A 21,674-nucleotide genomic window follows, 5' to 3' on the forward strand; every position below is an offset into this window, starting at 1 on the left:
GATTGCTATCAAAGTGTTACTTTCTTCGCTGTCGGGCGTGTTGACCCACGTCAATCGTCCCGAAGAATGCGTTCGCCCTCTTGTTCCACGCTCTCGAATTGCCCGCGATAGACGGCCCACCACAGGGCCGCGAGGATGGCGAGCACAAGCACCACCGACAGCGGGATCAGTAAATAGAGAATGTCCATAGTCAGAACCTCCCCACCGTTGCGGTGGAGCCCGTCGGCATGGTGACGGACGCTGCGGGCGCAGCAGGCGTGCCCGTGTGATTCGTCAAGGCCAGTGGAAGGCTGCGCGCAAGGCGCGCGGCGTTGAGCACCACCAGCAGCGAACTCAGTGCCATTCCCAGGCCGGCCACCCAGGCAGGCATGAAGCCCGCCAGGGCCAGTGGAATCGACACCGCGTTGTAAGCGGCAGCCCAGGCCATGTTCTGGCGCACCACCTGCAGTGTGCGGCGCGACAACAGACATGCCTGGAGCACCAGTTCCAGGCTGTCGCCCAGAACAACGAAATCTGCGCGCGATTGTGCCAGCGGCACTGCTCTACCAAAAGCAAAAGAGACATGCGCTCCAGCTAAAACTGGGCCGTCGTTGAGGCCGTCGCCCACCATGGCCACATGGTGGCCGGCTGCCTGCGCCTGCTGCAGCCGCTCCAGCTTGTCCTGCGGGCTGCAGCCGCCGTGGGCCTGGGTGATGCCCACGCGCGCCGCCATGGCGCGTGCGGCGTCCTCGCGGTCGCCGGACAGCAGCATCACGGCGATGCCCTGCTTGCCGAGCGCCTGCACGACGGCGGCGGCCTCGGGCCGCACGTCCTCGCTGAGTACAAAACGCGCCAGCGTATGCCAGCCCTGTTCGGTCTGCTCGGCCAGCAACACGCCCTGCACGGGCTGCTCGCCCGCCACGCCCGCATGCAGGGCCGATCCCAGGCGCAGATGGCGGCGTTCGCCCGGGCCCTGCACCCAGGCGTCCAGGCCCAGGCCTGCCACTTCCTGCATGGTGTCCAGCTTCCAGTGCGTCGCGGCATGGGCGCCAGCCTGCGCGATGGCGCGCGAGGCCGGGTGCATGGACTGGCGCGCCAGCAGCGCCGCCAGCGCCAGCACCTCGTCGGCATCCTCGCCGCGCGCAGGCTCGAACGAGGACAGCGCCAGGCCGTCGCGTGTGAGCGTGCCGGTCTTGTCGAACACCAGGGTGTCCACGGCGGCCAGCGCTTCCAGGCCCTGCAGGTTGCGCACCAGCACGCCGCTGCGCGCCAGCGTGCCGGCGGCCGTGAGCATGGCCACGGGCGTGGCCAGCGACAGCGCGCAGGGGCAGGTGACGATGAGCACGGCCACGGCCACCATCATGGCCTTGCCGGGATCGGTGGGCCACCACCAGATGGCAGCGCCCAGCGCGGCCATCAGCACCACGACCAGGAAGGGCCGCGCCACCTTGTCGGCCAGCTGGGCCAGGCGCGGCTTTTGCAGCGAGGCGCTTTCCATGAGACCCACGATCTGGGCGAAGCGCGTGTCGGCCCCCACGCCGTCCACGCGCACATCGACCACGGCGTCCAGGTTGTAGCTGCCGGCCGTGACGCTGTCGCCCTCGGCACGCAGCACGGGCGTGGACTCGCCCGTGAGCAGGGCCTCGTCGGCATGGGTGCGGCCGCGCACGATGGTGCCGTCGGCCGGGAAGGCCTCGCCGCTGAGCACGCGCACCAGGTCGCCGGCACGCAGGCGGCGCGTGGCCACGCGCTCGAAATGGCCGGCTGCGTTCTCGCGCAGCACGGCATCGGGCAGGCGGTTCATCACGGCTTCCAGCGCACCGGCCGTGCGGTCGCGCAGCCGCAGCTCCAGCCAGCGGCCGGACAGCAGGAAGAAGACGAACATGGTCAGCGAGTCGTAGAAGACTTCCTCGCCGAAGGGCCCCGAAGGATCGAAGGTGCCCAGCGAGCTGATCACGAAGGTGATCAGCATGCCCAGCGCCACGGGCAGGTCCATGCTCACGCGGCGCTGGCGTATGTCGCGCAGCGCGCTGGAGAAAAAGGGTCCGCAGCAAAACAGCACCACGGGCAGCGAGATGACCCAGGAGGCCCAGCGCAGCAACGTCTCCATCTCCTGCGACAGGTCGCCGGGGCGGGCCACGTAGGCGGGCCACGCATACATCATCACCTGCATCATGCAAAAGCCGGCCACCAGCCAGCGCCACAGCGCACGGCGGCTTTCGGCCTGGCGGCGCTCGCGCGCAAAGGCATCGCGCGCAGGAAGCGCCTGGTAGCCGGCGCGCCGCACGGCCTCCATCCACTGGGACGGAAGCACCTGCTCGTGGCGCCAGGTGACTCGCGCGCGGCGCGTGGCTGCGCTGACTTCGGCCTTCTCCACCCCGGGCACGGCCCGCAGCGCATCCTCGATGGTCAGCGCGCATGCGGCACAGTGCATGCCCTCCAGAACGACGTGCGAATCCCAGGCAGGGAAATCGGTGGGTTCTTTGGAAGGGTCGGCGGGAGTTGCGGGGCCTGCGGGCCGTCCGAACGAACTCCACTCCTGCGGATCATCCAGCAGCCGGGCCGTGGCCTGCTGCGAGGGCGAGAGACCTGAATCAGGCGCCGCCACCGCCGCCTCGTTGGATGGGGCTGCAATGGTGTGGGGCATGGTTCTTAGCGTAATCGGGGGGCATGATAAGCGTATTGACATTAATCAACCGTTAACTCATGGTTGGGTCTATGCTGACTTCGTCCCACCCATCAGCACACACGAAAGGAGCACGCATGTACAACCGCATCCTGATCGCCACCGACGGTTCCGAGCTTTCCGACAAGGCCGTGGACAGCGGCCTGGGCCTTGCCGCCTTGTGCGGCGCCAGCGTGATCGTCGTCAAGGTGGTCCAGCACTACCCGCGCAGCTACTTCGAAGGCGGCGAAACCGTGGATCTCAAGCAGATCGAACGCATCGAAGGCCAGTGGACGGCCAACGCGCAGACCGTGCTGGATGCCATCCACGCCAAGGGCCAGGCGCTCAAGGTCCACGTGACCACGGAGATCGTCAAGTCCGACCTGGTGGCCGAAAGCGTGATCGACGTGGCCAAGCGCCGCGACTGCGACCTCATCGTCATGGCCTCGCACGGCCGCAAGGGCCTGCAGCGCCTGCTGCTGGGCAGCGAGACGCAGCACGTGCTCACGCACACCCACATTCCCGTGCTGGTACTGCGCTGAAGGGTAGCGGCAGCTTCGGCTTTCGCTGCACAAAAAAAGGCATCGGCGGCGCCGATGCCTTTTGCTTTTTCAATCAGGCCAGGGCGCGACCCGCGCCTTGGCGACCACTCAGGCGAACAACTGCTTGTGCTGGTCGCGCAGGAGATTCTTCTGCACCTTGCCCATGGTGTTGCGCGGCAGCTCCTGCACCACGAAGCAGCGCTTGGGAATCTTGAAATTGGCCAGCTGGCTCTTGAGCGCATCGACCACCGCCTGGGGCTCGAGCGAAGCGCCAGGACGCGGCACCACCACCACCACGCCCACCTCGCCGAAGTCGGGGTGCGGCACGCCGACCAGGGCGCTTTCGGCCACGCCGGGCAGCTCGTTGATGAAGCCTTCGATCTCGGCCGGATAGACGTTGTAGCCGCCCGAGATGATCAGGTCCTTGCTGCGGCCCACGATGCTGACATAGCCCCGCTCGTCGAGCTTGCCCACGTCGCCCGTGCGGAACCAGCCATCGGCCGTGAACTCCTCGGCCGTCTTCTCGGGCATGCGCCAGTAGCCCTTGAACACATTGGGGCCGCGCACCTGGATGTTGCCGATCTCGCCCACGGCCACCGGCTGGCCTGCGTCGTCCACGATGCGCACGCCCACGCCGGGCAGCGCAAAGCCCACGGTGCCGGCGCGGCGCTCGGACTGGCCGCCGTTGCGGCCATCGGCACGGTAGGGGTTGGAGGTCAGCATGATGGTCTCGCTCATGCCGTAGCGCTCCAGGATGACGTGGCCGGTGCGCTCCTGCCAGTCGCGGTGCGTCTCCACCAGCATGGGTGCCGAGCCCGAGATGAACAGCCGCATGTGGGCCGCCGCCTCGCGCGTGAGCCGCGCATCGGCCAGCATGCGCACGTAGAGCGTGGGCACGCCCATGAAGACGGTGGCGTCACGCATGCGCGAGATCACCGTGCCGGGTTCGAACCTGGCCAGCCAGATCATGGGACTGCCGTTGAGCAGCGCGCCATGGATGGCCACGAACAGGCCATGCACATGGAAGATGGGCAGCGCGTGGATGAGCACGTCGCCGTCCTGCCAGCCCCAGTAGTCCTTGAGCGTCTCGGCGTTGGACAGCATGTTGCCGTGCGTGAGCATCGCCCCCTTGCTGCGGCCCGTGGTGCCGCTGGTGTAGAGGATGGCGGCCAGGTCGTCCTCGCCGCGCTCCACCACCTCATGCTCGTCGCCATGGTGGGCGGCGCGCTCCAGCAGCGTGCCGCTGCGGTCGTCGCCCAGGGTGTAGACATGGGCCACGCCCGAGGTGAAGGCGATCTTGGACACCCAGCCGAAATTGGCCGGAGTGCAGACCACGACGGCGGGCTCGGCATTGCCCACGAAGTACTCGATCTCGGCGGCCTGGTAGGCGGTGTTCAGCGGCAGAAAGACATGGCCGCTGCGCAGCGTGGCCAGGTAGAGCATCAGCGCTTCCACCGATTTGTCCACCTGTACGGCGATGCGGCTGGCGGGCGGCAGCTGCAGCGACTGCAGCAGGTTGGCCATGCGCGCGCTGCCACGGTCCAGGTCGGCCCAGCTGTAGAACAGGCTGGCGCCGTCAGCGCCTATGGCCTCTACGGCCCACTTTTGCAGATCCTGGGGAAAGGCGGCGCGCAAGGCAGCGAACAGATTGCGGTTGGTCATGGCTGTGAAGAAGAAGGAAGAATCCGCTGGGGACCGGGAAATCTCAGGCACGTTCATGGATTGGCGAAGGCGGCGCCACGGACAGCTCGCGCAGGATGCGCTCGCGGTCCGCGTCCAGCGCGGGCGGCTGCCTGCGCACCAGGGGCTGGCCGAGCGAGGCCTGCAAGGGATTGCCCGCCACGCGCAGCGTCTGGCCGCTGGGGGTCTGCACCTGGGCCAGCATGCCGCGCTCGCGCACCTGGGGGTGCTCGACGATGTCGGCCACGCTGTTGTACTCCCCCGCCGGGATGCCATTATCAGTGAGCAACCCCAGCCAATGCGCCCTGGGACTGTCCCGCAGGCGCGCCTGCAGCGCGGCCTTGAGCTCGGCCTGGTGCTCGCAGCGCAGGGCATTGCCGGCAAAGCGCGCGTCCTGTGCCAGTTCGGGCAATTGCAGCAGGCCGCAGAGCTTGCGAAACAGCGCATCGCTGCCCACGGCGATGACGAACCAGCCGTCCTGCGCCGCGAACACATCGAAGGGCGCCATGGAGGGATGCCGCGTGCCGATTGGCCCCGGCACGCTGCCCAGCGCGCCCAGGCGGGCCACGGGGTTCTCCAGCAAGGCCACTTGGCAGTCGAGCATGGAGACATCGACGCGCTCGCCCTGCCCCGTGCGCGAGCGGCGCATCAAGGCCGCCTGTGTGCCGATGACCGCGTACAGGCCCGCGCCCAGGTCGCCGATGGACACGCCCACGCGGCAGGGCCCGGCGTCCGGGTGGCCGGTCACGCTCATCATGCCGCTCATGGCCTGCACCACCATGTCGTAGGCGGGAAAGCCGCTGTAGGGACCCGTCTGGCCAAAGCCAGAGACCGAGGTCATCACCAGCCGGGGATGGCGTGCATGCAGGGTCTCCCAGCCATAGCCGAGCTTGTCCATGGTGCCGGGGCGAAAGTTCTCGACCAGCACATCGGCGCCTTGCAGCAGGCGCTCGAAGACCTCGCGATCCTGGGGCTGCTTGAGGTCCAGCGCAATCGACTCCTTGTTGCGATTGACCGAGAGGAAATAGGCCGAGCCCCCGTCCACGAACGGCCCGATGCCGCGCGCATCGTCGCCCGTGCCGGGCTGCTCCACCTTGATCACGCGCGCGCCCAGGTCGGCCAGCATCTGCGTGCACATGGGGCCGGCCAGCACGCGCGTGAGGTCGATGACAGTAAGGCCTTGCAGCGGCAGGCCCGTGGCTTGTTCATTCATAGGGATTTCCATATCGTTATCTATTGCTTGACGCGACACCCACAACCCATGGGACCGGCGGGGCCCAAGTCCAGGACACCGAGGAAGGGCCGCCCCCCGCACCGAGGGTGTCGTCGCCCCCGCGAAGCGAGAGGGGGAAGGCGCGTGGCGCCTCAGGGGGGGTCTCACTGCAGCCCGGCGCCGGAACGCTGGGTCAGGGCCTTGGACTCCTGCCCTTCCTTGAGGGCCCAGGCACGGAATTCCTCTAGGGATGCCGAGGGCGCGGCCAGATTGCCCTGCTTGGCCAGCCTGGCCTTCACATCGGGGTCTTCCAGCGCCTTGGTGCTGGCATCGAACAGCTTCTTCGCCACGTCCTCGGGCAGACCCGCCGGGGCGAACAGGCCGAACCAGAACGTGTAGTCAAAGCCCGGCACGCCGGACTCCTTCATGCCCGGCAGATCGGGGAACAGCGGCGAGCGTTCGGCCGTGCTCACGGCCAGCATGCGCAGCTTGCCCGCCTGGGCCAGCGGCAGCACCGAGGGCGGCGTGCCGAAGGTCAGGTCCACATCGCCAGCGGCCACGGCCTGTATCGATGGCGCCCCGCCCTTGAACGGCACATGCAGCATGCGCAGGCCGCCGCTGGCGCCCGCGAACGACAGCGTGGCCAGGTGCGTGATCACGCCTGCGCCCGAGGAGGAATAGCTGAGCTTGTCGGGCTGGCTGCGCGCCAGCGCCACCAGATCGCCCACGCTCTGGCCCGGAAAATCCTTGCGCACGGCCAGCAGCATGGGGGCCGAACTCCAGCGCGTGATGCCCGTGAAATTGCGCGCGCCTTCATAGCGCGCGCTCTTGTAGAGCAGCTGGTCCGAGCCATAGATGTTGGCGCTGCCCAGCAGCAGCGTGTAGCCGTCGGGCGCTGCACGCGCCACATGCTCGGAGGCCAGCGTGGTGCCGGCGCCCGGGCGGTTGTCCACCAGCAGGGGCTGGCCCAGGATCTTGCCGACCTTGTCGGCCACGATGCGCGCCACCGCGTCGGCGCCGCCACCGGGCGGAAATCCCACGACCAGCGTGACGGGCCGCGCGGGATAGGACTGGGCCATCGCGCCACCGGCCAATCCGGCCAGCAGCAACGACAGTGCAAAACGCTTGAACATGGCTTGTCTCCTGTTTATTGATACCCCCTGAGTCGCTGCGCGCCTTCCCCCAAAGGGGGACGACACCCTCGGTGCGGGAGCGGCCCTTCCTCGGTGTCCCCGGGTTGGGCCGCGCCGGTTCCGTGGGCTGTGGGCGGTAGGCAGCACCACGGGCAATCTGCGTGTATGCGGGAGGATGCGGTTCAGCGCCCCTTGAACTCCGGGCTGCGTTTCTCGCGCCAGGCCCGGCCGCCCTCCTGCAGGTCTTCGGAGGCGATGCTGCGCTGCACCTCGCGCGTGATCTCGGCCACGTCATGGCGGCCGCGCGCGATCAGGTTCAGGTGCTTTTTCATGCCGAACAAAGGGATGGGCGCCATGGCGACCAGCGTGCCGGTGAGCTGGGCCACGGCCGCGTCGAAGGCGGCGGGTTCGGCCAGATGGGTGAGGAATCCGCAGGCCTTCATCTCCGGGGCCTGGATGCGCTCGCAGGTCAGGAACAGCCGCTTGGCCGTGTCCAGGCCCAGGCGCGAGACATAGCGCTCCAGCCCGCCCGCGTAGAAATGCAGGCCCAGGCGCGCGGCCGGCATGAACATTTCGGCCGCCGTGCTGCCCACGCGAAAGTCGCAGGCCAGGGCCATGTCGGTGGCACCGCCGTAGACGCCGCCGTGAATGGCGGCCACGGTCACGGCGCGGCATTGCTCGATGGCGTCCACCATCTCGCCGAAGCTGCTGCCCTCGGTCTGGCTGCCTTGGATCTCTGATATATCATAGCCACTGCAAAAGTACTTGCCCTCGCTGCGCAGCACCACCACGCGCACATCGTCGCGGCGGTTGATAAGCTCCACATGCGCGACCAGCGTGCCCAGGTCTTCGGGGGCCAGCTTGTTGGCCGCTTCGGGGCGCTGCAGCGTGATGGTGGCCAGGTGATCCTGGATGCCGAGTCTGGGTGTCATATGTATCAGTCAGTCAATCAGATATATTTGAATTAGAAAATGCTTCCAGCCAAGCAGCCATTGGAGAAAACCCCGGCCACGTCCAGCCTGCAGGAGCGTATACGGCAATCGCTGGAAGACGAGCTGCGCTCAGGCGCCATGCAGCCCGGCGATGCCATCGACGAGCCGGCCCTGTGCGAGCGCTTCGGCGCCTCGCGCACGCCCGTGCGCGAGGCGCTGCTGCTGCTGGTGGCCAAGGGGCTGGTGGAGATCGTTCCGCGCTCGGGCATCTATGTGCGGCGCCTGGATGCGCGCGAGCTGGTGGCCATGATGGAAGGCCTGGCCGAGCTGGAAGGCGTGCTGGCCCGGCTGGCCGCCACGCGCATCCATGCGCAGCTGCGCGAGCGGCTGCAGGCGGCGCTGGCGCACACCGCCGCCTGCGCCCAGGCGCAGGATGCCCAAGGCTATGTGCAGGCCAACATGCAGCTGCACGAACTGATATACGAGGCCAGCGGCAACGACTTCATCGTGGAACAGACCCGGCTGCTGCGGCTGCGCATCACGCCCTACCGGGGCCGGATGTTCGAGAAGCCGGGCCGGCTGGCGCGCTCGCAGCAGGAGCACGTGGCCGTGGTGTCTGCGATCTGCGCGGGCCAGGCGGAGCTGGCCGCCGAGGCCATGCGCCAGCACATCTGCGCAGGCGGCAGCGCCTTCACCGACATGGTGCTGGGCGCGCCCGCAAGCGCAGGCTATGAACGCCCGCGCAAGCCGAGATAGCCCGAAGAGGGCTCAGGGCCGCACTTCGAAGGCCAGGAACTGCGTGACCTGGTTGTCCGCGAAGTTGTTGTCGGCCACCAGCACCAGGGTGCGGTTGCCGTTGGCCAGGCGCGGGCCCCAGGAGATGCCTTCGATGTTGTCCAGCTTGACGCCCTGGTAGGTCACGGGCATCTCCAGCAGCAGCTCGCGCTTCATGGGCTTGTAGCTGGCGCCGACCAGGCTCTTGAAGCTGCGCACATCGGTGGTGTCCGGCTCGATGGTGGCGCGCGTCAGGCGGATGGTGTTGCCTACGCCGTCGGCAAAGGCGCGCTCGATGGCGATGAACTCGTGGTTGGAGACCGCCAGCAGCTCGGGCAGGCCGTTGTCGGGCGGAAAGCTGCCGCTGGCGGCCTTGTCCAGCGGAATCTTCGGCAGCTGGTAGACGTACTGCGCGCCGGACTTGCCCGTGGCCGGATCGAGCTTGAGGACGCGGACCACGCTGCCCGCCGCCAGCGTGGTGAGGGGGCCGTCTTCCACCAGCGCATCCTCGTTGGCCGTGAACACGCTGCCGTCGGGCGTGACGGCCAGGGCCTCGAACAGCTTGTTGTTGCGCCCTCCGCTGGTGGTGTTGTCCACGTAGTTGAAGGCCGCAGGCGTCTCGAAGTCGCGCACGAAGCTGCCGTCCACCCTGATCTCGCGCACGAAGGGCTGGAACAGGCTGGCGGGGTCGGTGCTGAAGTTGCCTTCGCTGGACACATAGAGATTGCCGTTGGGTGCCACGCGGATGCCTTCGGGGTCCACGGTGCGGCGCGTGCCGGGCAGCGGCTGGCCGTCGCGGCCCTTGAGCGTGACCATCTTGCGGATGGTCACGGCCTGGATGGCCTTGTCATCGAACTGAATGCCCAGGTTGTAGAAGCGCGGCGTGCCGCGCTCGCCGCCGCGCTCATCGGAGATGGCCCAGTAGCTGCCATCGGGCGCGCGGTCCAGGCCGGAGATGCCGCCGAACTCCACGCCGTCGAACAGTGTCTTGGTCTTGATGTTGTAGTCGCCGATCAGGCGCAGCGAGCCGATGGTCTCGGGGCCGTCGTCGCTGCCGCCGCAGCCTGCCAGGCCCGTGGCCGTGCCGAAAGCCAGGACCAGCGCGAGCAGCACGGATGCGGGCGAGCGGACCTTGTCTGCCTTGTTCATATTCCCTCCCAGGATGGATCTCAGAAGGGATGGACCGTAGCCAAGGCCCGTGACAGGGTGGTGACATGCACGCGCATGCCGCCGCCCTGACCGGCCCCTCGTCCGCTACTCCAGCTTGGCGCCCGAGGCCTTGACCACCTGGGCCCAGCGCGCGATCTCGCCATGCACCATGGCCGCGAACTGCTGCTGGTTCATGCCGCCGTAGTCGGCGCCGTTGCGCGCCCAGATGGACTTGATCTCTTCGGCCGAGCCTATGCGCTGCACCTGGTCGATGACCTGGGTCTGCACCGCCTGCGGCGTGCCCTTGGGCGCCCACAGGCCGTACCAGGTCGTGACCGTGTAGTCGGGCAGGCCGGACTCGGCCGCGCAGGGCACGTCGGGGAAGGCGGGGTTGCGCTTGTCGCCCGAGACCATCAGCGCACGGATGCGTCCGCTCTTGATGTGCTGGGCCGAGGAGCCCAGGCCGTCGAACATCATGTCCACATTGCCGGCGATCAGGTCCTGCAGCGCCGGGCCTGCGCCCCGATAGGGAATGTGGGTGATGAAGGTATTGGTCTGCAGCTTGAACAGCTCTCCGGCCAGATGGTGCGATGTGCCCGCGCCCGCCGATGCGTAGTTGAGCTTGCCCGGCCGCTTGCGCAGGTCGGCCAGCAGCTCCTGCACGGTCTTGCCCGGCACGTTGCGCGGGTTGACCACCAGCACCTGGGGCACGCTGGCCAGCAGGGCCAGCGCGACGAAGTCGCGCTCCAGGTCATAGTCCAGTCGCGGGTACATGGACGGCGCAATCACATGGTGGGTGCCGCCCATGAAGAAGTTGTAGCCGTCCGGCGCCAGCTTGGCCGCGTAGCTGGCGCCCAGGGTGCCGCCTGCGCCGCCACGGTTGTCGATCACCAGGGTCTTTCCCGCGCTCTTGGCGAACTGGGCCGAGAACGGCCGGGCAAAGGCATCGGTGCCGCCGCCGGCCGGAAACGGCACGACCAGGTTCACGGGTTTGGACGGCCAGTCCGTCGCGGCGCGGGCTGCCATGGGCAGGGCCAGCGCGGCCATCGAGGCCCCGGCCGCGCGCAACACCGCGCGCCGCCCCGTGGGGTGGGAAGCTTGCATGACTTGTCTCCTTGTCGCCTCTTTGAGGCTGTCTTCGTTGTCAGGCGCAGCAATCCCTGTGCAAGAAAAGGGGCACGGCCTGCGCCGCGCCCCTTTTCATTTGCACAGGGCTTCGATGTCCGAGGACACCGGTATGCGGCCCTGCGCCAGCAGGCCGCGATGCTTGTCCAGGCGCTTGAGGTCGTAGAGATAGTTGACCATCAGGCCCAGCGACTGCTTGAGCCCCTTGGCCGACAGGTCGGCCGCCCAGTTGAGCCGCTCCACGCGCGCGCCGTTGCCCAGGTGAAAGCGCGCCACCGGGTCCAGCGGCCGGCCCTTGGCCGTCTCGCGCCCAAGATAGTGGGCAGCGCAGAACAGCAGGGCGCGGCGCACGGGCGCGTCGGGCTTGAGATCCTGCGGCGCATCCAGCGCCGCCAGCAGGTGCTCGGCGCCCATGCCGCCCGCCTTGAGCTCGAAGGCCTTGCGCTGGCGCTCGTCCATCTTCTCCAGGATGGCGTCGCCGTGCTTGGCGATCCAGGCGCGCAGGCCCGGAATGGGCGACAGCGTGGCGAAATGGCGCAGCCGGGGGAATTCGCCCGTCAGCGTCTCCACCACATGCTTGATCAGCGAGTCGCCGAAGCTCACGCCACGCAGGCCGGTCTGGGTGTTGCTGATGGAGTAGAAGATGGCCGTGGTGGCGCGGCCCAGGTCGGAGGCTGCGGCGGTCTCGTCCAGCAGTGGGGCAATGCTGTCGGACATCTTGTCCACCAGCGCCACCTCCACGAAGATCAGCGGCACGGTGGGCATGCGGGGGTGAAAGAAGCCGTAGCAGCGGCGGTCGCTGTCCAGGCGGTTCTTGAGATCGGCCCAGCTGCGGATGTCGTGCACGGCCTCGTACTGGATGAGCTTTTCGATCAGCGAGGCCGGCGAGTCCCAGCTCAGGCGGCGCAGCTCCAGCAGGGCCACGTCGAACCAGGTGGAAAACAGATGCTCCAGCTCGGCATCCAGCGCGGAAAAGCGCTGCTGCTCCGCCTTGGGCAGTGCCAGCAGTTCGGCACGCAGGTCCACCAGAAAGCCCATGCCGCCCTGGGGCTGGGCAAACCGCTGCAGCAGCCGCGTGCGCGGCGACATCAGCGCGCGGCGCAGATCCATCTCGGCATGGCCGCGCTCGGCGTCGCTGGTGGCCGTGTCATAGCGCTTGCGTGCGGTCATCAAGGCGTCGGTGTCGGGGCCGAACTGCTCGACGATCAGCGCCCAGAAATCCTGGCGCGCCGGCAGCTCGGCCTGGGCATACCAGTCCATCAGCTGCTGCGCGTGGCGGCCGCCCTCGACATCGCTGAGCGCTGCGTCGGCGGCGGCCTGCAGGTCTTCCATGAGCTTGCGCAACTCGCGCGGGGACAGCACTTCCTGGCCTCGGCGCAGAGTGGCCTGCAGGCGCTGGGCCGTGCCGCGCGGCGCGGGAGCCTTGGCTGCATCGCCTTCGGCCTTTTTTGCAGGCGCAGCGGCCTCGGTGCTGCGAAAGCGGGACACATTGCGGGCAATCCAGTCGGTAGCCAGACCCATTCAGACACTCCTCCATATCAAGCGGTCACGGGACTGTCATGCCGCCAACGGGCCAATGACAATCCCTTGCTGCTCACATTATGGGAGTCTGTACGCCAGCGCGTGTACGCCGATGTCGCGTTCTTGTCTTCGGGCAATCCCCAGCACGCGCGCGCCACGCCAAAAAGAAAGCGGGCCCAGGGCCCGCTTCGCATTGTGTCCAGCCAGGTTCAGGCCGGCTTGCCCGCATGGGCCGGATAGGCCGGACGCCCCGCCGCCCAGAGCCACATGGCAATGCCGCCGATCACCATGGGCACGCACAGCCACTGGCCCATGCTCATCCCCAGCGACAGCAGGCCCAGGAAGTCGTCAGGCTCGCGGAAGTACTCGGCAATGAAGCGGAAGGCACCATAGCCGGTCAGGAAGACCGCCGCCACCTGGCCCGGCTTGTGCTCCTTGCGTGCATACAGCCACAGCAGCACGAACAGCAGCAGGCCTTCGAGCAGGAACTGGTAGACCTGCGAAGGATGGCGCGGCAGCATGGAGCCGCTTTGCGGGAAGACCATGGCCCAGGGCAGCTCGGGACTGGCAAAGCGGCCCCACAGTTCGCCATTGATGAAGTTGCCGACACGGCCCGCCGCCAGGCCCGTGGGCACGCAGGGCGCGACGAAGTCGGCCACCTCCAGCCACGAGCGTGCGCGCGAGCGCGCGAACCAGACCATGGAGCCGATGACGCCGATCAGCCCGCCATGAAAGCTCATGCCGCCCTGCCAGACGTAGAAGATTTCCAGCGGATGGCTGAGGTAGTAGCCGGGCTTGTAGAACAGGCAGTAGCCGAGCCGCCCGCCGACGACCACGCCGAGCACGCCCAGGAAAAGAATGTCTTCCACGTCCTTGCGCGTCCAGGCGCGGTCGCCCTGCATGCGCACGAAGGGCGGGTGGCGCAGCCTGCGCGTGCCCAGCCAGAGGAAGAGGCCGAAGGCGGCCAGATAGGTCAGGCCGTACCAGTGCACGGCGAGGGGCCCGATCTGCAGGGCCACGGGATCGATCTGCGGGTACATCAGCATGGTCGGCATTGTGCCGCAGCGCCGCATGGCCGGCGCCGGCCAGGGGTTGGAAAGATGGCGTCCCGCCCGCTCAGCCTTGCGGGCCTTCCTGGATGGCCGTGAGCTTGTCCAGGGCAGACAGCAGATGGCGCTGCTCGGTGGCGGTGAGCAATTGCTCCAGTTCGTCTTCCAGCTGCACCACCACGCCTTCGGCCCGCGCCTGCAGTGCGCTGCCGTCGTCCGTCAGGTGCAGCTGCTGCAGCCGGCGGTCGCGCGGATCGGGCTGGCGCCCGATGAGGCCGCGCTGCACCAGGCGCTCGACCACGGGCACCAGGTTGGAGGGCGAGATGTCCAGCGCCTCGCCCAGCTGGCGCAGGTAGATGCCCGGGTTGGCGTGGATGAGCACCAGGATGGAGAACTCGCTGGGCTTGAGGTCCAGTTCGGCCACGCGCCGCGCAAACAGCTTGTGGATGTGGATTTCCGCGCGCGTGAGGCGGTAGCCCAGAAAGCGCTGCAGGCGCGACTGGTCGACGGCGGGTTCGAAGGAGCTGTCCATGGACACGGATCCGGAAGAGGAAGAAGGCGCAACGAAGCAAGGCCGCACCGGCGCCTGCGGTTCTGCAGGGCCGGTGCGGCGTTCCATCATAAAAGCCCCGGCAGCCCGCTCAAGCCACGGCGGCTGGCAGCGGCGTACGGGCAGCGGCCTCGGTGCGGCGCAGCCAGTGCTCCGCATCCAGCAGGCCATGCGCAAGGAACCAGGCCGCGCTGTCCGCCTTGGAGCGGCGCAGCGCCGGATCGGCCAGCGGCAGGCTGACGCGCGCCGCGCGCGCCCAGGCAAAGGCCATGCACAGCGTGCCGACCAGTCGCAAGTAGTCCTCGGCACAACGCGCCAGCAATTGCCTGTCGCCGGCAGCGCCGGTACACAGCTCGCCCGTCAGCGCTTGCATGCGCTCGGCCCAGCTGCGCAGCGCGCCTGCAAAGCCGGTCTCCATGCCCGCGGCGTCGCAGGCATCGGCTTCTTCACGCAGCACCTTCAGCAGCGGCGCCAGCGCGGCACCGCCGCTGGAGGCCACCTTGCGCTGCAGCAGGTCCAGCGCCTGGATCTGGTTCGTGCCTTCGTAGATCATGGCGATGCGGGCATCGCGCAGCGTCTGCTCGATACGGTACTCGTGCACATAGCCGTAGCCGCCGAAGACCTGCAGAGCCTCGCTGGCCAGCGCAAAGCCCCGCTCGGTGAAGAAGGACTTGACCACGGGCGTGAGCAGCGAGGCCAGCGCATGGGCCTGGGCGCGCTCCTCGGCATCCGGCGCCTGTTCGGCCAGGTCCAGCTGGTGCGCCACCCAGCCTGCAATGGCGCGCATGCCTTCGGTCCAGACGCGCAGGTCGGCCAGCATGCGCTGCACGGCCGGCTGCAGGGCGATGGGGTCGGCGGGGCCCTGCGCATCGGCAGGCCGGGGCTGGGCGCGCATCTGGCGTCGCTCGGCCGCATAGGCGCGCGCCAGCTGCCAGGCCATCTCGGCATGGCCCAGGCCCTGCAGGCCCACGTGCAGGCGGGCCGAGTTCATCATCACGAACATGGCAGCCAGGCCCTGGTGGGGCTGGCCCACCAGCCAGGCCTGCGCGCCCTCGAAGCGCATGGCGCAGGTGGCGCTGCCCTTGATGCCCATCTTCTTTTCGATGCCATCGCAGTGGATGGCGTTGGGCAGAAAGCTGCCGTCGTCCCGGGGAATGCCGCGCGGCGCCAGGAACAGCGACAGGCCGCGCGTTCCCTCAGGCGCATCGGGCAGGCGCGCCAGCACCAGGTGGACGATGTTCTCGCTCATGTCCTGGTCGCCGCCCGAGATGAAGATCTTGCTGCCGTCCAGGCTGTAGCTGCCATCGCCGCGGGGCCTGGCCTGGCTGCGCAGCAGGCCCAGGTCGGAGCCGGCCTGGGGCTCGGTCAGGCACATGGTGGCCAGCCAGCGGCCGCTGACGATGTGTGGCAGGTAGGTGGCGCGCAGGTGCTCGTCGCCATGCGCGTGCAGGCAGGCATAGGCGCCGTGCAGGATGCCCGGATACATGGTCCAGCCATGGTTGGCCGAGGCCAGCATTTCGTGCAGCGCGGCGTCCAGCAGCTGGGGCAGGCCCTGGCCGCCAGCGTCGGGGGCGCAGGCCAGTGCGGGCCAGCCTGCCTCCACGAAGGCTGCATAGGCGGCGGGAAAGCCGTCGGGCGTGCGCACCCTGCCCTGCTCCAGGCGGCAGCCTTGCAGGTCGGCCGGGCCGTTGAGCGGGGCCAGCACGTCGGCGCAAAAGCGCCCGGCCGCCTCGACCACCATGTCGGCCGTCTCCTGGTCCAGGGCTTCATGGGCCGGCATGCGGCGCCAGTCGCCCTCGGCGCCCAGCCAGTGCTGCTGGACGAAGCGGATGTCCTGCAGCGGCGGCTGGTAGTGCGAGCAATGTGATGCCTGCGCGCTCATGCCCGGCCCTCCGTGGCCGCGACCAGGCGGCGGTAGGGACCGATGGCGCTGGCCAGGCACAGCACGGACAGCAGCGCGGCCAGTGCGGACACCAGGCCCAGCGACAGGCCCACGAGCTTTTCGTCATGGAAGACGAAGTCCGTGAAAAAGGCCACGAGGAAGGGACCGAGGCCCAGCCCGATCAGGTTGATCAGCAGCAGGTAGATGGAAGTCACCTGGCCGCGCAGCTGGTTGGGCGTGACCGCCTGCAGGATGGGCGGCGCCAGCGCCACCGGCATGCCCAGAAAGAAGGTGGTGGCCGCCACGGCCACCAGGGCCACCGTGGGCGTGGGCGCAAAGGCCAGCACCAGGCCGGTGATGACGAGCACGCCGGTGGCCACCAGCGAGATGACGATCGACCCCACCTGCTTGCCGCGCGCCGTGAGGTAGTCGGCCAGGAAGCCGCTGAGCAGCATGCCGCCAATGCCGAAGGTCAGGATGATGACGCCGTAGGCCGGGCCGATCTCGCCAGGCGTCCAGCCCCACTGGCGGATGAAGGTGGCCGGCAGCCAGGCCGTGACGCCGAAGGTGATCATGGCCGTGATGCCCGGCGCCAGCAGCAGCGGAAGGAAGGCGCGCTTGTTGCGCAACACATGGGACAGGTCGGGCGCCGGTCCCGCGGGCGCGGCCACTTTGGCGGATGCGGCCCGGGCCTGCAGGCCCCGGCGCAGCGGCTCGCGCACGGTGTACATCAGCGCCACCAGCGGAATGCCGGGCAGGGCCACGAAGATGAAGGCCGCCTGCCAGGGCTTGAAGCTGCCCAGCAGCGGGAACACCACCTCGCCGGCCTGGCTGGTGGCCTGGATGACCAGGCCGCCCACGATGAAGGCCGTGGCCGAGCCGATGTACACGCCCGAGGTGTAGATGCTCATGGCGCGTGCGCGGCGCTCGGGCGGGAAGTAGTCGGCCAGCATGGAATAGGCCGCCGGCGACAGCGCCGCCTCGCCCACGCCCACGAACATGCGCGCCACGAACAGCGAGACGAAGCCCGTGACATAGCCGCCCGCCGCCGTGGCCACCACCCAGATCGCCATGCCGATGACGATGAGGTTGCGGCGGTTCCAGCGGTCGGCCAGGCGCCCCAGGAAGATGCCGACGAAGGTGTAGAAGATGGCGAAGGCAAAGCCGTGGACGATGCTGAAGACCCAGTCCGACAGCTGCAGATCCTTCTTGATGGGCTGCACCAGCAGGCCCAGGATCTGGCGGTCCACGAAGGACAGGGTGTAGGCCAGCAGCAGGATGATGGTGACGTAGTAGGCATAGCCGAGTCCGTTCGACTCGGCCGGCGCGGGCGTGGACACGCGGCCCGGCGGGTAAGGCAGGCTCATGGAGACCTCCTGTGGAGGAAGGGAAAGCGGAAAAAAGAAAGCGGGAAAGCGAGACAGGGCTGCGCATGAAAAGGGCCGGCGCGCCGCGCCAGCCCTTGCGCGGGCATCAGCCGGCGCTGTGCTCGACCAGCATCAGCGCATCGAGCGCCACCACGCCCTGCCCTTCGGGCAGCACGATGACCGGGTTGAGGTCGATCTCGCGGATGGCCGGCGTGCCGCGCAGCACCTGGCCCAGGCGCACGATGAGTTCGGCCAGCGCCTGGCGGTCCAGCGCCGGGGCGCCACGGTAGCCGTGCAGCAGCGGCGCGCCCTGCAGCCGGTCCAGCTCGCGCAGCACCTCGCCGGTGGACAGGTCGGCGTCCAGCAGGCGCGCATCGCGCATGATCTCGGCCGTCACGCCGCCCAGGCCGGCCAGGATCACCGGGCCCCACTGCGGATCGTTGCGCGCGCCGATGATCATCTCCAGGCCACGTTGGCCCATGGCCTCGATCAGCACGCCGTCCAGCGCAATGGCGCTGTCATAGGCGGCCACATTCGCATGCAGCCGGCTCCAGGCCTCGCCCATAGCCTGCGCATCGGCAATGTTCAGGATCACGCCGCCTGCATCGCTCTTGTGGCTGAGGTCGGCCGACTGCGCCTTGAGCGCCACGGGCCAGCCGATCTCCGCCGCAATCGCCACGGCCTGCTCGGCCGAGGTGGCCAGGCGGCCCTTCGCAAACGGCACGCCGGCCTGGGCCAGCACGGCCTTGGATTCGTACTCGGGCACCACCGTGCGGCCTGCGGGCAGGGCCAGCGCGACGGGCTGGGCATCGGTGCGCTCGAAACTGCGCTCGCTGAAAGCGGTCAGGCGCTGCACGGCGCGCAGGGCACGCTCGGTGCTGGGGAAATACGGCACGCCCAGCGCACGCATCTCGGCGATGAACTCGGCAGGCACGGCCGCGCCCTCGTCCAGGCCCGCCACGATGACGGGCTTGGCCGGCCGCAGCTCGCGCACGGCGCGCAGCACGGGCGGCATCTTGATGCCGCAGGTCACCGGGTCGCCCTGGATAAGGCCGACGATGATGGTGGAAAAGCGCGCATCGCCAAACAGCGCATCCAGCGTGCGGAAATACAGGTCCGGCTCGACCAGGCCCTGGGCCGTGAGGTCCAGCGGGTTGCTCACGCCCACGAACTCGGGCAGCGCAGCCCGCAGCGCGGGCGAGTCGTCGTCGCCGATGGCGGGCAGCGCCAGGCCCAGCTCCTCGGCCCAGTCCAGCGTCAACGCCTTGAAGGCACCGGACTCGCCCAGCACGGCAACTCCAGCTGCAGCTGCTGCACCGGCTGCACCAGCCGATGGCAGCACCGGGCAGCGGATGGCGATCTCGGCGATGTCGCCCAGCTCCTCCAGTGTCTCGGCAAACACAGCGCCTGCGCGTTCCAGCTTGGTGCGCATCAGCGCATAGTCGCCGGCCATGGCGCCGGTGTGCGTGGCGGCCGAGGCGCGCGCCGCGCTGCTCTTGCCCGGATGCAGCAGCACCACCGACTTGCCCAGGCTGCGCGCACGGGCCACGGCGGCCAGAATGCGCCCGGGCTGGCGGAACTGCTCGACGATCATGGCGACCACGCGCGTGGAAGGCTGCTCCAGCAGGAAGTCCACATAGTCCTCGGCATGGCTGGCGGCCTCGTTGCCCGTGGAGATGGCGTGCGACAGCGGCAGCGCGCGGCTGGCCAGCGTGGTGCACAGCACGGTCATCATGGCGCCGCTTTGCGAGACCACGCCAATGGCGGGCCGCGCGGCATCGACCTGCTGCGCGTCGATATTCACCTCGACAAAGGTCAGCGGCACGCGCTGCAGGTAGTTGATGCAGCCCAGGCAGTTGGGGCCCTCCACCACCATGCCGGCCTCGGCGGCGATGCGTGCGATCTCGCGCTGCTCGGCCATGCCGCGCTCGCCTGCCTCGGCAAAGCCGGCCGAGAAGATCACCACCGCGCCCACGCGCCGCGCCGCCAGCGCGCGCACCGTGTCCAGCACAAAGGGCTGGGGGATGGCCAGCACGGCCACGTCAACGCCCTCGGGCAGCTGGTCCACCGAAGCCAGGCAGGCCCGGCCGGCGATCTCGCTGCGCTTGGGATTGATCAGGTGGATGTCGCCAGCGAAGCCGTTGCGCTCCAGATTGCCCAGCACCGATGCGCCCAGCGCCCCCGGCGTGGCCGAGGCGCCGACGATGGCGATGGAACGCGGCCTCAGCAGCCTGCCGATGTCGGGCCGCACGGCGGCCGCCATCTCTGTCGTTGTCATTCTTGTCTCCAATGATTAAAGCTGGGAGGCCTACCGCGCGTGGTGGACGCTGCCCAAGCGAGGGACACCGAGGAAGGGCCTAAGCCGGCCGCGCCGCCCCGCACTGAGGGTGTCGTCCCCCTCACTCGCGAAGCGAGTTAGAGAGGGGGAAGGCGCGAAGCGCCTCAGGGGGTGACTTGCTTGCTCAAGTCGTAGGTTCCGAGACCTGGCTTGTAGGTCTTGTCGTCCAGGAACTGGCGCATGCCTTCCTTGCGGCCTTCGTTGTCGAAGCTGTTGGCGGCTTCCTGGGCACGCACCAGATAGTCCTCGGCGTTGTCGTAGCTCATGTCGCGCACGCGGCGGATGGCGTCCTTGGTGGCCTTCAGGGCGATGGGGTTCTTCTGCAGCAGGGCCTCGGCCACTTCGGTGACGCGGGCCTGCAGGCGGTCGGCCGGCAGGGATTCGTTGACCAGGCCCCACTCGGCCGCCGTGCGGCCGTCGATGTTCTCGCCGAGCATGGCGTGGTACATGGCGCGGCGAAAGGACAGCAGCTCCACCGCCACCTTGGAGGCGCCGCCGCCGGGCAGGATGCCCCAGTTGATTTCGGACAGGCCGAACTTGGCGTCATCCGAGGCAAAGGCCAGGTCGCAGGCGAACAGCGGGCCGTAGCCGCCGCCGAAGCACCAGCCGTTGACCATGGCGATGGTCGGCTTCTGGAACCAGCGCAGGCGGCGCCACCAGCCATAGCTCTCGCGCTGGGCCTTGCGGGTGCCGGCCAGGCCCGTGGCCTCGGTCTCGCGGAAGTATTCCTTCAGGTCCATGCCGGCAGTCCAGGCCGTGCCCTCACCGGCCAGAACGACCACGCCCACGTCGTCACGAAACTCCAGGTCGTCGAGCACGCGCATCATCTGGCGGTTGAGCTGGGGGCTCATGGCATTGCGCTTTTCGGGGCGGTTGAATTTCACCCAGGCCACGCGGCCTTCGACGGTGCAGGACACGGTCTGTTCTTCGGTACGTTCGGTGCTCATTGCGCTTCCTTGTGCAAAAGGGAAATGGGAGGTTGGACACCGATGCTTCGGATCCATAATCGTTATGATAAATAACTATTATTCGACATAGCAATACAGCGTTTACCCTAGGCCGGTCACCACCCAGACCGGTGGCGATGCGAATGCTTCTGCGTCGCGCATGCATGCAATGCGCGGCACGCGGGGAATTGCGGCAGGTGTTTTGGCCGATCCGGGGGTTCACGCGATACTTGCGGTGTTCAACACAGTCAGGAGAAGAAGAACATGCAAGGCCAGCCAGAAGTCATCGAATGCCTCATAGAGCTGCTGCGCGGCGAACTTTCCGCACGCGACCAGTACTTCATCCACTCGCGCCAGTACGAGGACCAGGGCCTGCTGCGCCTGTTCGAGCGCATCGGCCATGAGATGGAAGAGGAAACCCAGCACGCCGACGCCATCCTGCGCCGCATCCTGTTCCTGGGCGGCCGCCCCGACATGCGCCCGCATGAGTTCACGCCCGGCGAGACCGTCGAAGAGATGCTGCGCAAGGACCTGGCCACCGAATACCGCGTGCGCGACAGCCTGCGCTCGGCCATGGCCCTGTGCGAGCGCCACGGCGACTACAACAGCCGCGACCTGCTGCTGGCCCAGCTGCGCGATACCGAGGAAGACCACGCCTACTGGCTGGAGAAGCAACTGGGCCTGATCGAGAAGATCGGCCTGCCCAACTACCTGCAAAGCAAGATGGGCGAGCCCGCCTGAATGAAGCTCCCCCTGAGGCGCTTCGCGCCTTCCCCCTCTCTCGCTTCGCGGGAGGGGGACGACAGCCTCGCGGCGGGGCGGCCCTTG

General features: G+C 68.4%; 18 protein-coding genes. 3 read left to right on the forward strand and 15 right to left on the reverse strand.

All coding sequences use genetic code 11. The annotated features are described in order from the left end of the window. Positions 1–50: 50 nt before the first annotated feature. Together ccoS and GRX31_RS24835 are read right to left on the reverse strand one after the other, a co-directional pair. Entirely contained in the window at positions 51–188 is a 138-nt protein-coding gene (ccoS, locus tag GRX31_RS24830; RefSeq protein WP_013803228.1) for a cbb3-type cytochrome oxidase assembly protein CcoS, read from the reverse strand. 2 nt (positions 189–190) lie between these two features. Continuing rightward, a complete protein-coding gene (locus GRX31_RS24835) occupies positions 191–2,626 on the reverse strand; it encodes a heavy metal translocating P-type ATPase (RefSeq protein ID WP_160855384.1) in 2,436 nt (811 codons plus the stop codon). Between the two features lie 116 nt (positions 2,627–2,742). Between GRX31_RS24835 and GRX31_RS24840 the strand changes: the two genes are divergently transcribed. Beyond that, entirely contained in the window at positions 2,743–3,186 is a 444-nt protein-coding gene (locus GRX31_RS24840) for a universal stress protein (protein ID WP_016445196.1), read from the forward strand. Between the two features lie 108 nt (positions 3,187–3,294). On the opposite strand, the gene GRX31_RS24845 is transcribed toward GRX31_RS24840, so the two are convergent. From GRX31_RS24845 to GRX31_RS24860, 4 genes are all read right to left on the reverse strand, one after another. Continuing rightward, entirely contained in the window at positions 3,295–4,848 is a 1,554-nt protein-coding gene (locus GRX31_RS24845) for a malonate--CoA ligase (RefSeq protein ID WP_160855386.1), read from the reverse strand. 43 nt (positions 4,849–4,891) lie between these two features. Next, the gene (locus GRX31_RS24850) at positions 4,892–6,079 is read right to left on the reverse strand and encodes a CaiB/BaiF CoA transferase family protein (RefSeq protein WP_047327122.1); all 1,188 of its coding nucleotides are present in this window, start codon (positions 6,077–6,079) and stop codon (positions 4,892–4,894) included. 164 nt (positions 6,080–6,243) lie between these two features. Beyond that, positions 6,244–7,212 (reverse strand): Bug family tripartite tricarboxylate transporter substrate binding protein, encoded by a 969-nt coding sequence (locus GRX31_RS24855; protein ID WP_016453082.1) that lies wholly within the window; start codon positions 7,210–7,212, stop codon positions 6,244–6,246. A gap of 182 nt (positions 7,213–7,394) precedes the next feature. Further along, the gene (locus tag GRX31_RS24860; RefSeq protein ID WP_160855388.1) at positions 7,395–8,144 is read right to left on the reverse strand and encodes an enoyl-CoA hydratase/isomerase family protein; all 750 of its coding nucleotides are present in this window, start codon (positions 8,142–8,144) and stop codon (positions 7,395–7,397) included. A gap of 39 nt (positions 8,145–8,183) precedes the next feature. On the opposite strand from GRX31_RS24860, the gene GRX31_RS24865 reads away from it, so the two are divergent. Next, a complete protein-coding gene (locus GRX31_RS24865; protein WP_026062479.1) occupies positions 8,184–8,900 on the forward strand; it encodes a GntR family transcriptional regulator in 717 nt (238 codons plus the stop codon). Between the two features lie 12 nt (positions 8,901–8,912). Here the strand turns inward: GRX31_RS24865 and GRX31_RS24870 are convergent, their stop codons facing one another. The 9 genes from GRX31_RS24870 to GRX31_RS24910 form a co-directional block, all read right to left on the reverse strand. Further along, complete coding sequence (locus GRX31_RS24870; protein WP_133072900.1) at positions 8,913–10,067, reverse strand: esterase-like activity of phytase family protein; 1,155 nt, start codon at positions 10,065–10,067, stop codon at positions 8,913–8,915. A gap of 105 nt (positions 10,068–10,172) precedes the next feature. Beyond that, the gene (locus tag GRX31_RS24875) at positions 10,173–11,171 is read right to left on the reverse strand and encodes a Bug family tripartite tricarboxylate transporter substrate binding protein (RefSeq protein ID WP_133072901.1); all 999 of its coding nucleotides are present in this window, start codon (positions 11,169–11,171) and stop codon (positions 10,173–10,175) included. A 96-nt stretch (positions 11,172–11,267) separates the two neighbouring features. Further along, positions 11,268–12,713 (reverse strand): malonyl-CoA decarboxylase, encoded by a 1,446-nt coding sequence (locus GRX31_RS24880; RefSeq protein WP_016445189.1) that lies wholly within the window; start codon positions 12,711–12,713, stop codon positions 11,268–11,270. A gap of 209 nt (positions 12,714–12,922) precedes the next feature. Further along, on the reverse strand, positions 12,923–13,768 hold the full coding sequence (gene lgt / locus GRX31_RS24885) for a prolipoprotein diacylglyceryl transferase (protein ID WP_223275185.1): 846 nt from the start codon (positions 13,766–13,768) through the stop codon (positions 12,923–12,925). Positions 13,769–13,829: 61 nt separating this feature from the next. Beyond that, on the reverse strand, positions 13,830–14,294 hold the full coding sequence (locus GRX31_RS24890) for a MarR family winged helix-turn-helix transcriptional regulator (RefSeq protein ID WP_016445187.1): 465 nt from the start codon (positions 14,292–14,294) through the stop codon (positions 13,830–13,832). Positions 14,295–14,403: 109 nt separating this feature from the next. Further along, a complete protein-coding gene (locus GRX31_RS24895; protein ID WP_047217624.1) occupies positions 14,404–16,194 on the reverse strand; it encodes an acyl-CoA dehydrogenase in 1,791 nt (596 codons plus the stop codon). After that, complete coding sequence (locus GRX31_RS24900; RefSeq protein ID WP_017405759.1) at positions 16,191–17,561, reverse strand: MFS transporter; 1,371 nt, start codon at positions 17,559–17,561, stop codon at positions 16,191–16,193. The genes GRX31_RS24895 and GRX31_RS24900 overlap by 4 nt, the downstream gene beginning before the upstream one ends. Before the next feature lie 106 nt (positions 17,562–17,667). Then, positions 17,668–19,839 carry an acetate--CoA ligase family protein gene (locus tag GRX31_RS24905; RefSeq protein WP_160855390.1) on the reverse strand — a complete coding sequence of 724 codons (2,172 nt, stop codon included), beginning with the start codon at positions 19,837–19,839 and terminating at the stop codon, positions 17,668–17,670. A 164-nt stretch (positions 19,840–20,003) separates the two neighbouring features. Further along, entirely contained in the window at positions 20,004–20,846 is an 843-nt protein-coding gene (locus GRX31_RS24910; RefSeq protein ID WP_016445183.1) for a p-hydroxycinnamoyl CoA hydratase/lyase, read from the reverse strand. 264 nt (positions 20,847–21,110) lie between these two features. Between GRX31_RS24910 and bfr the strand changes: the two genes are divergently transcribed. Next, complete coding sequence (bfr, locus tag GRX31_RS24915; protein WP_016445182.1) at positions 21,111–21,587, forward strand: bacterioferritin; 477 nt, start codon at positions 21,111–21,113, stop codon at positions 21,585–21,587. The last annotated feature ends 87 nt before the right edge of the window (positions 21,588–21,674 follow it).

This window comes from Delftia sp. CH05 (genome assembly GCF_009827015.1).
Taxonomy (GTDB): domain Bacteria; phylum Pseudomonadota; class Gammaproteobacteria; order Burkholderiales; family Burkholderiaceae_C; genus Comamonas; species Comamonas tsuruhatensis.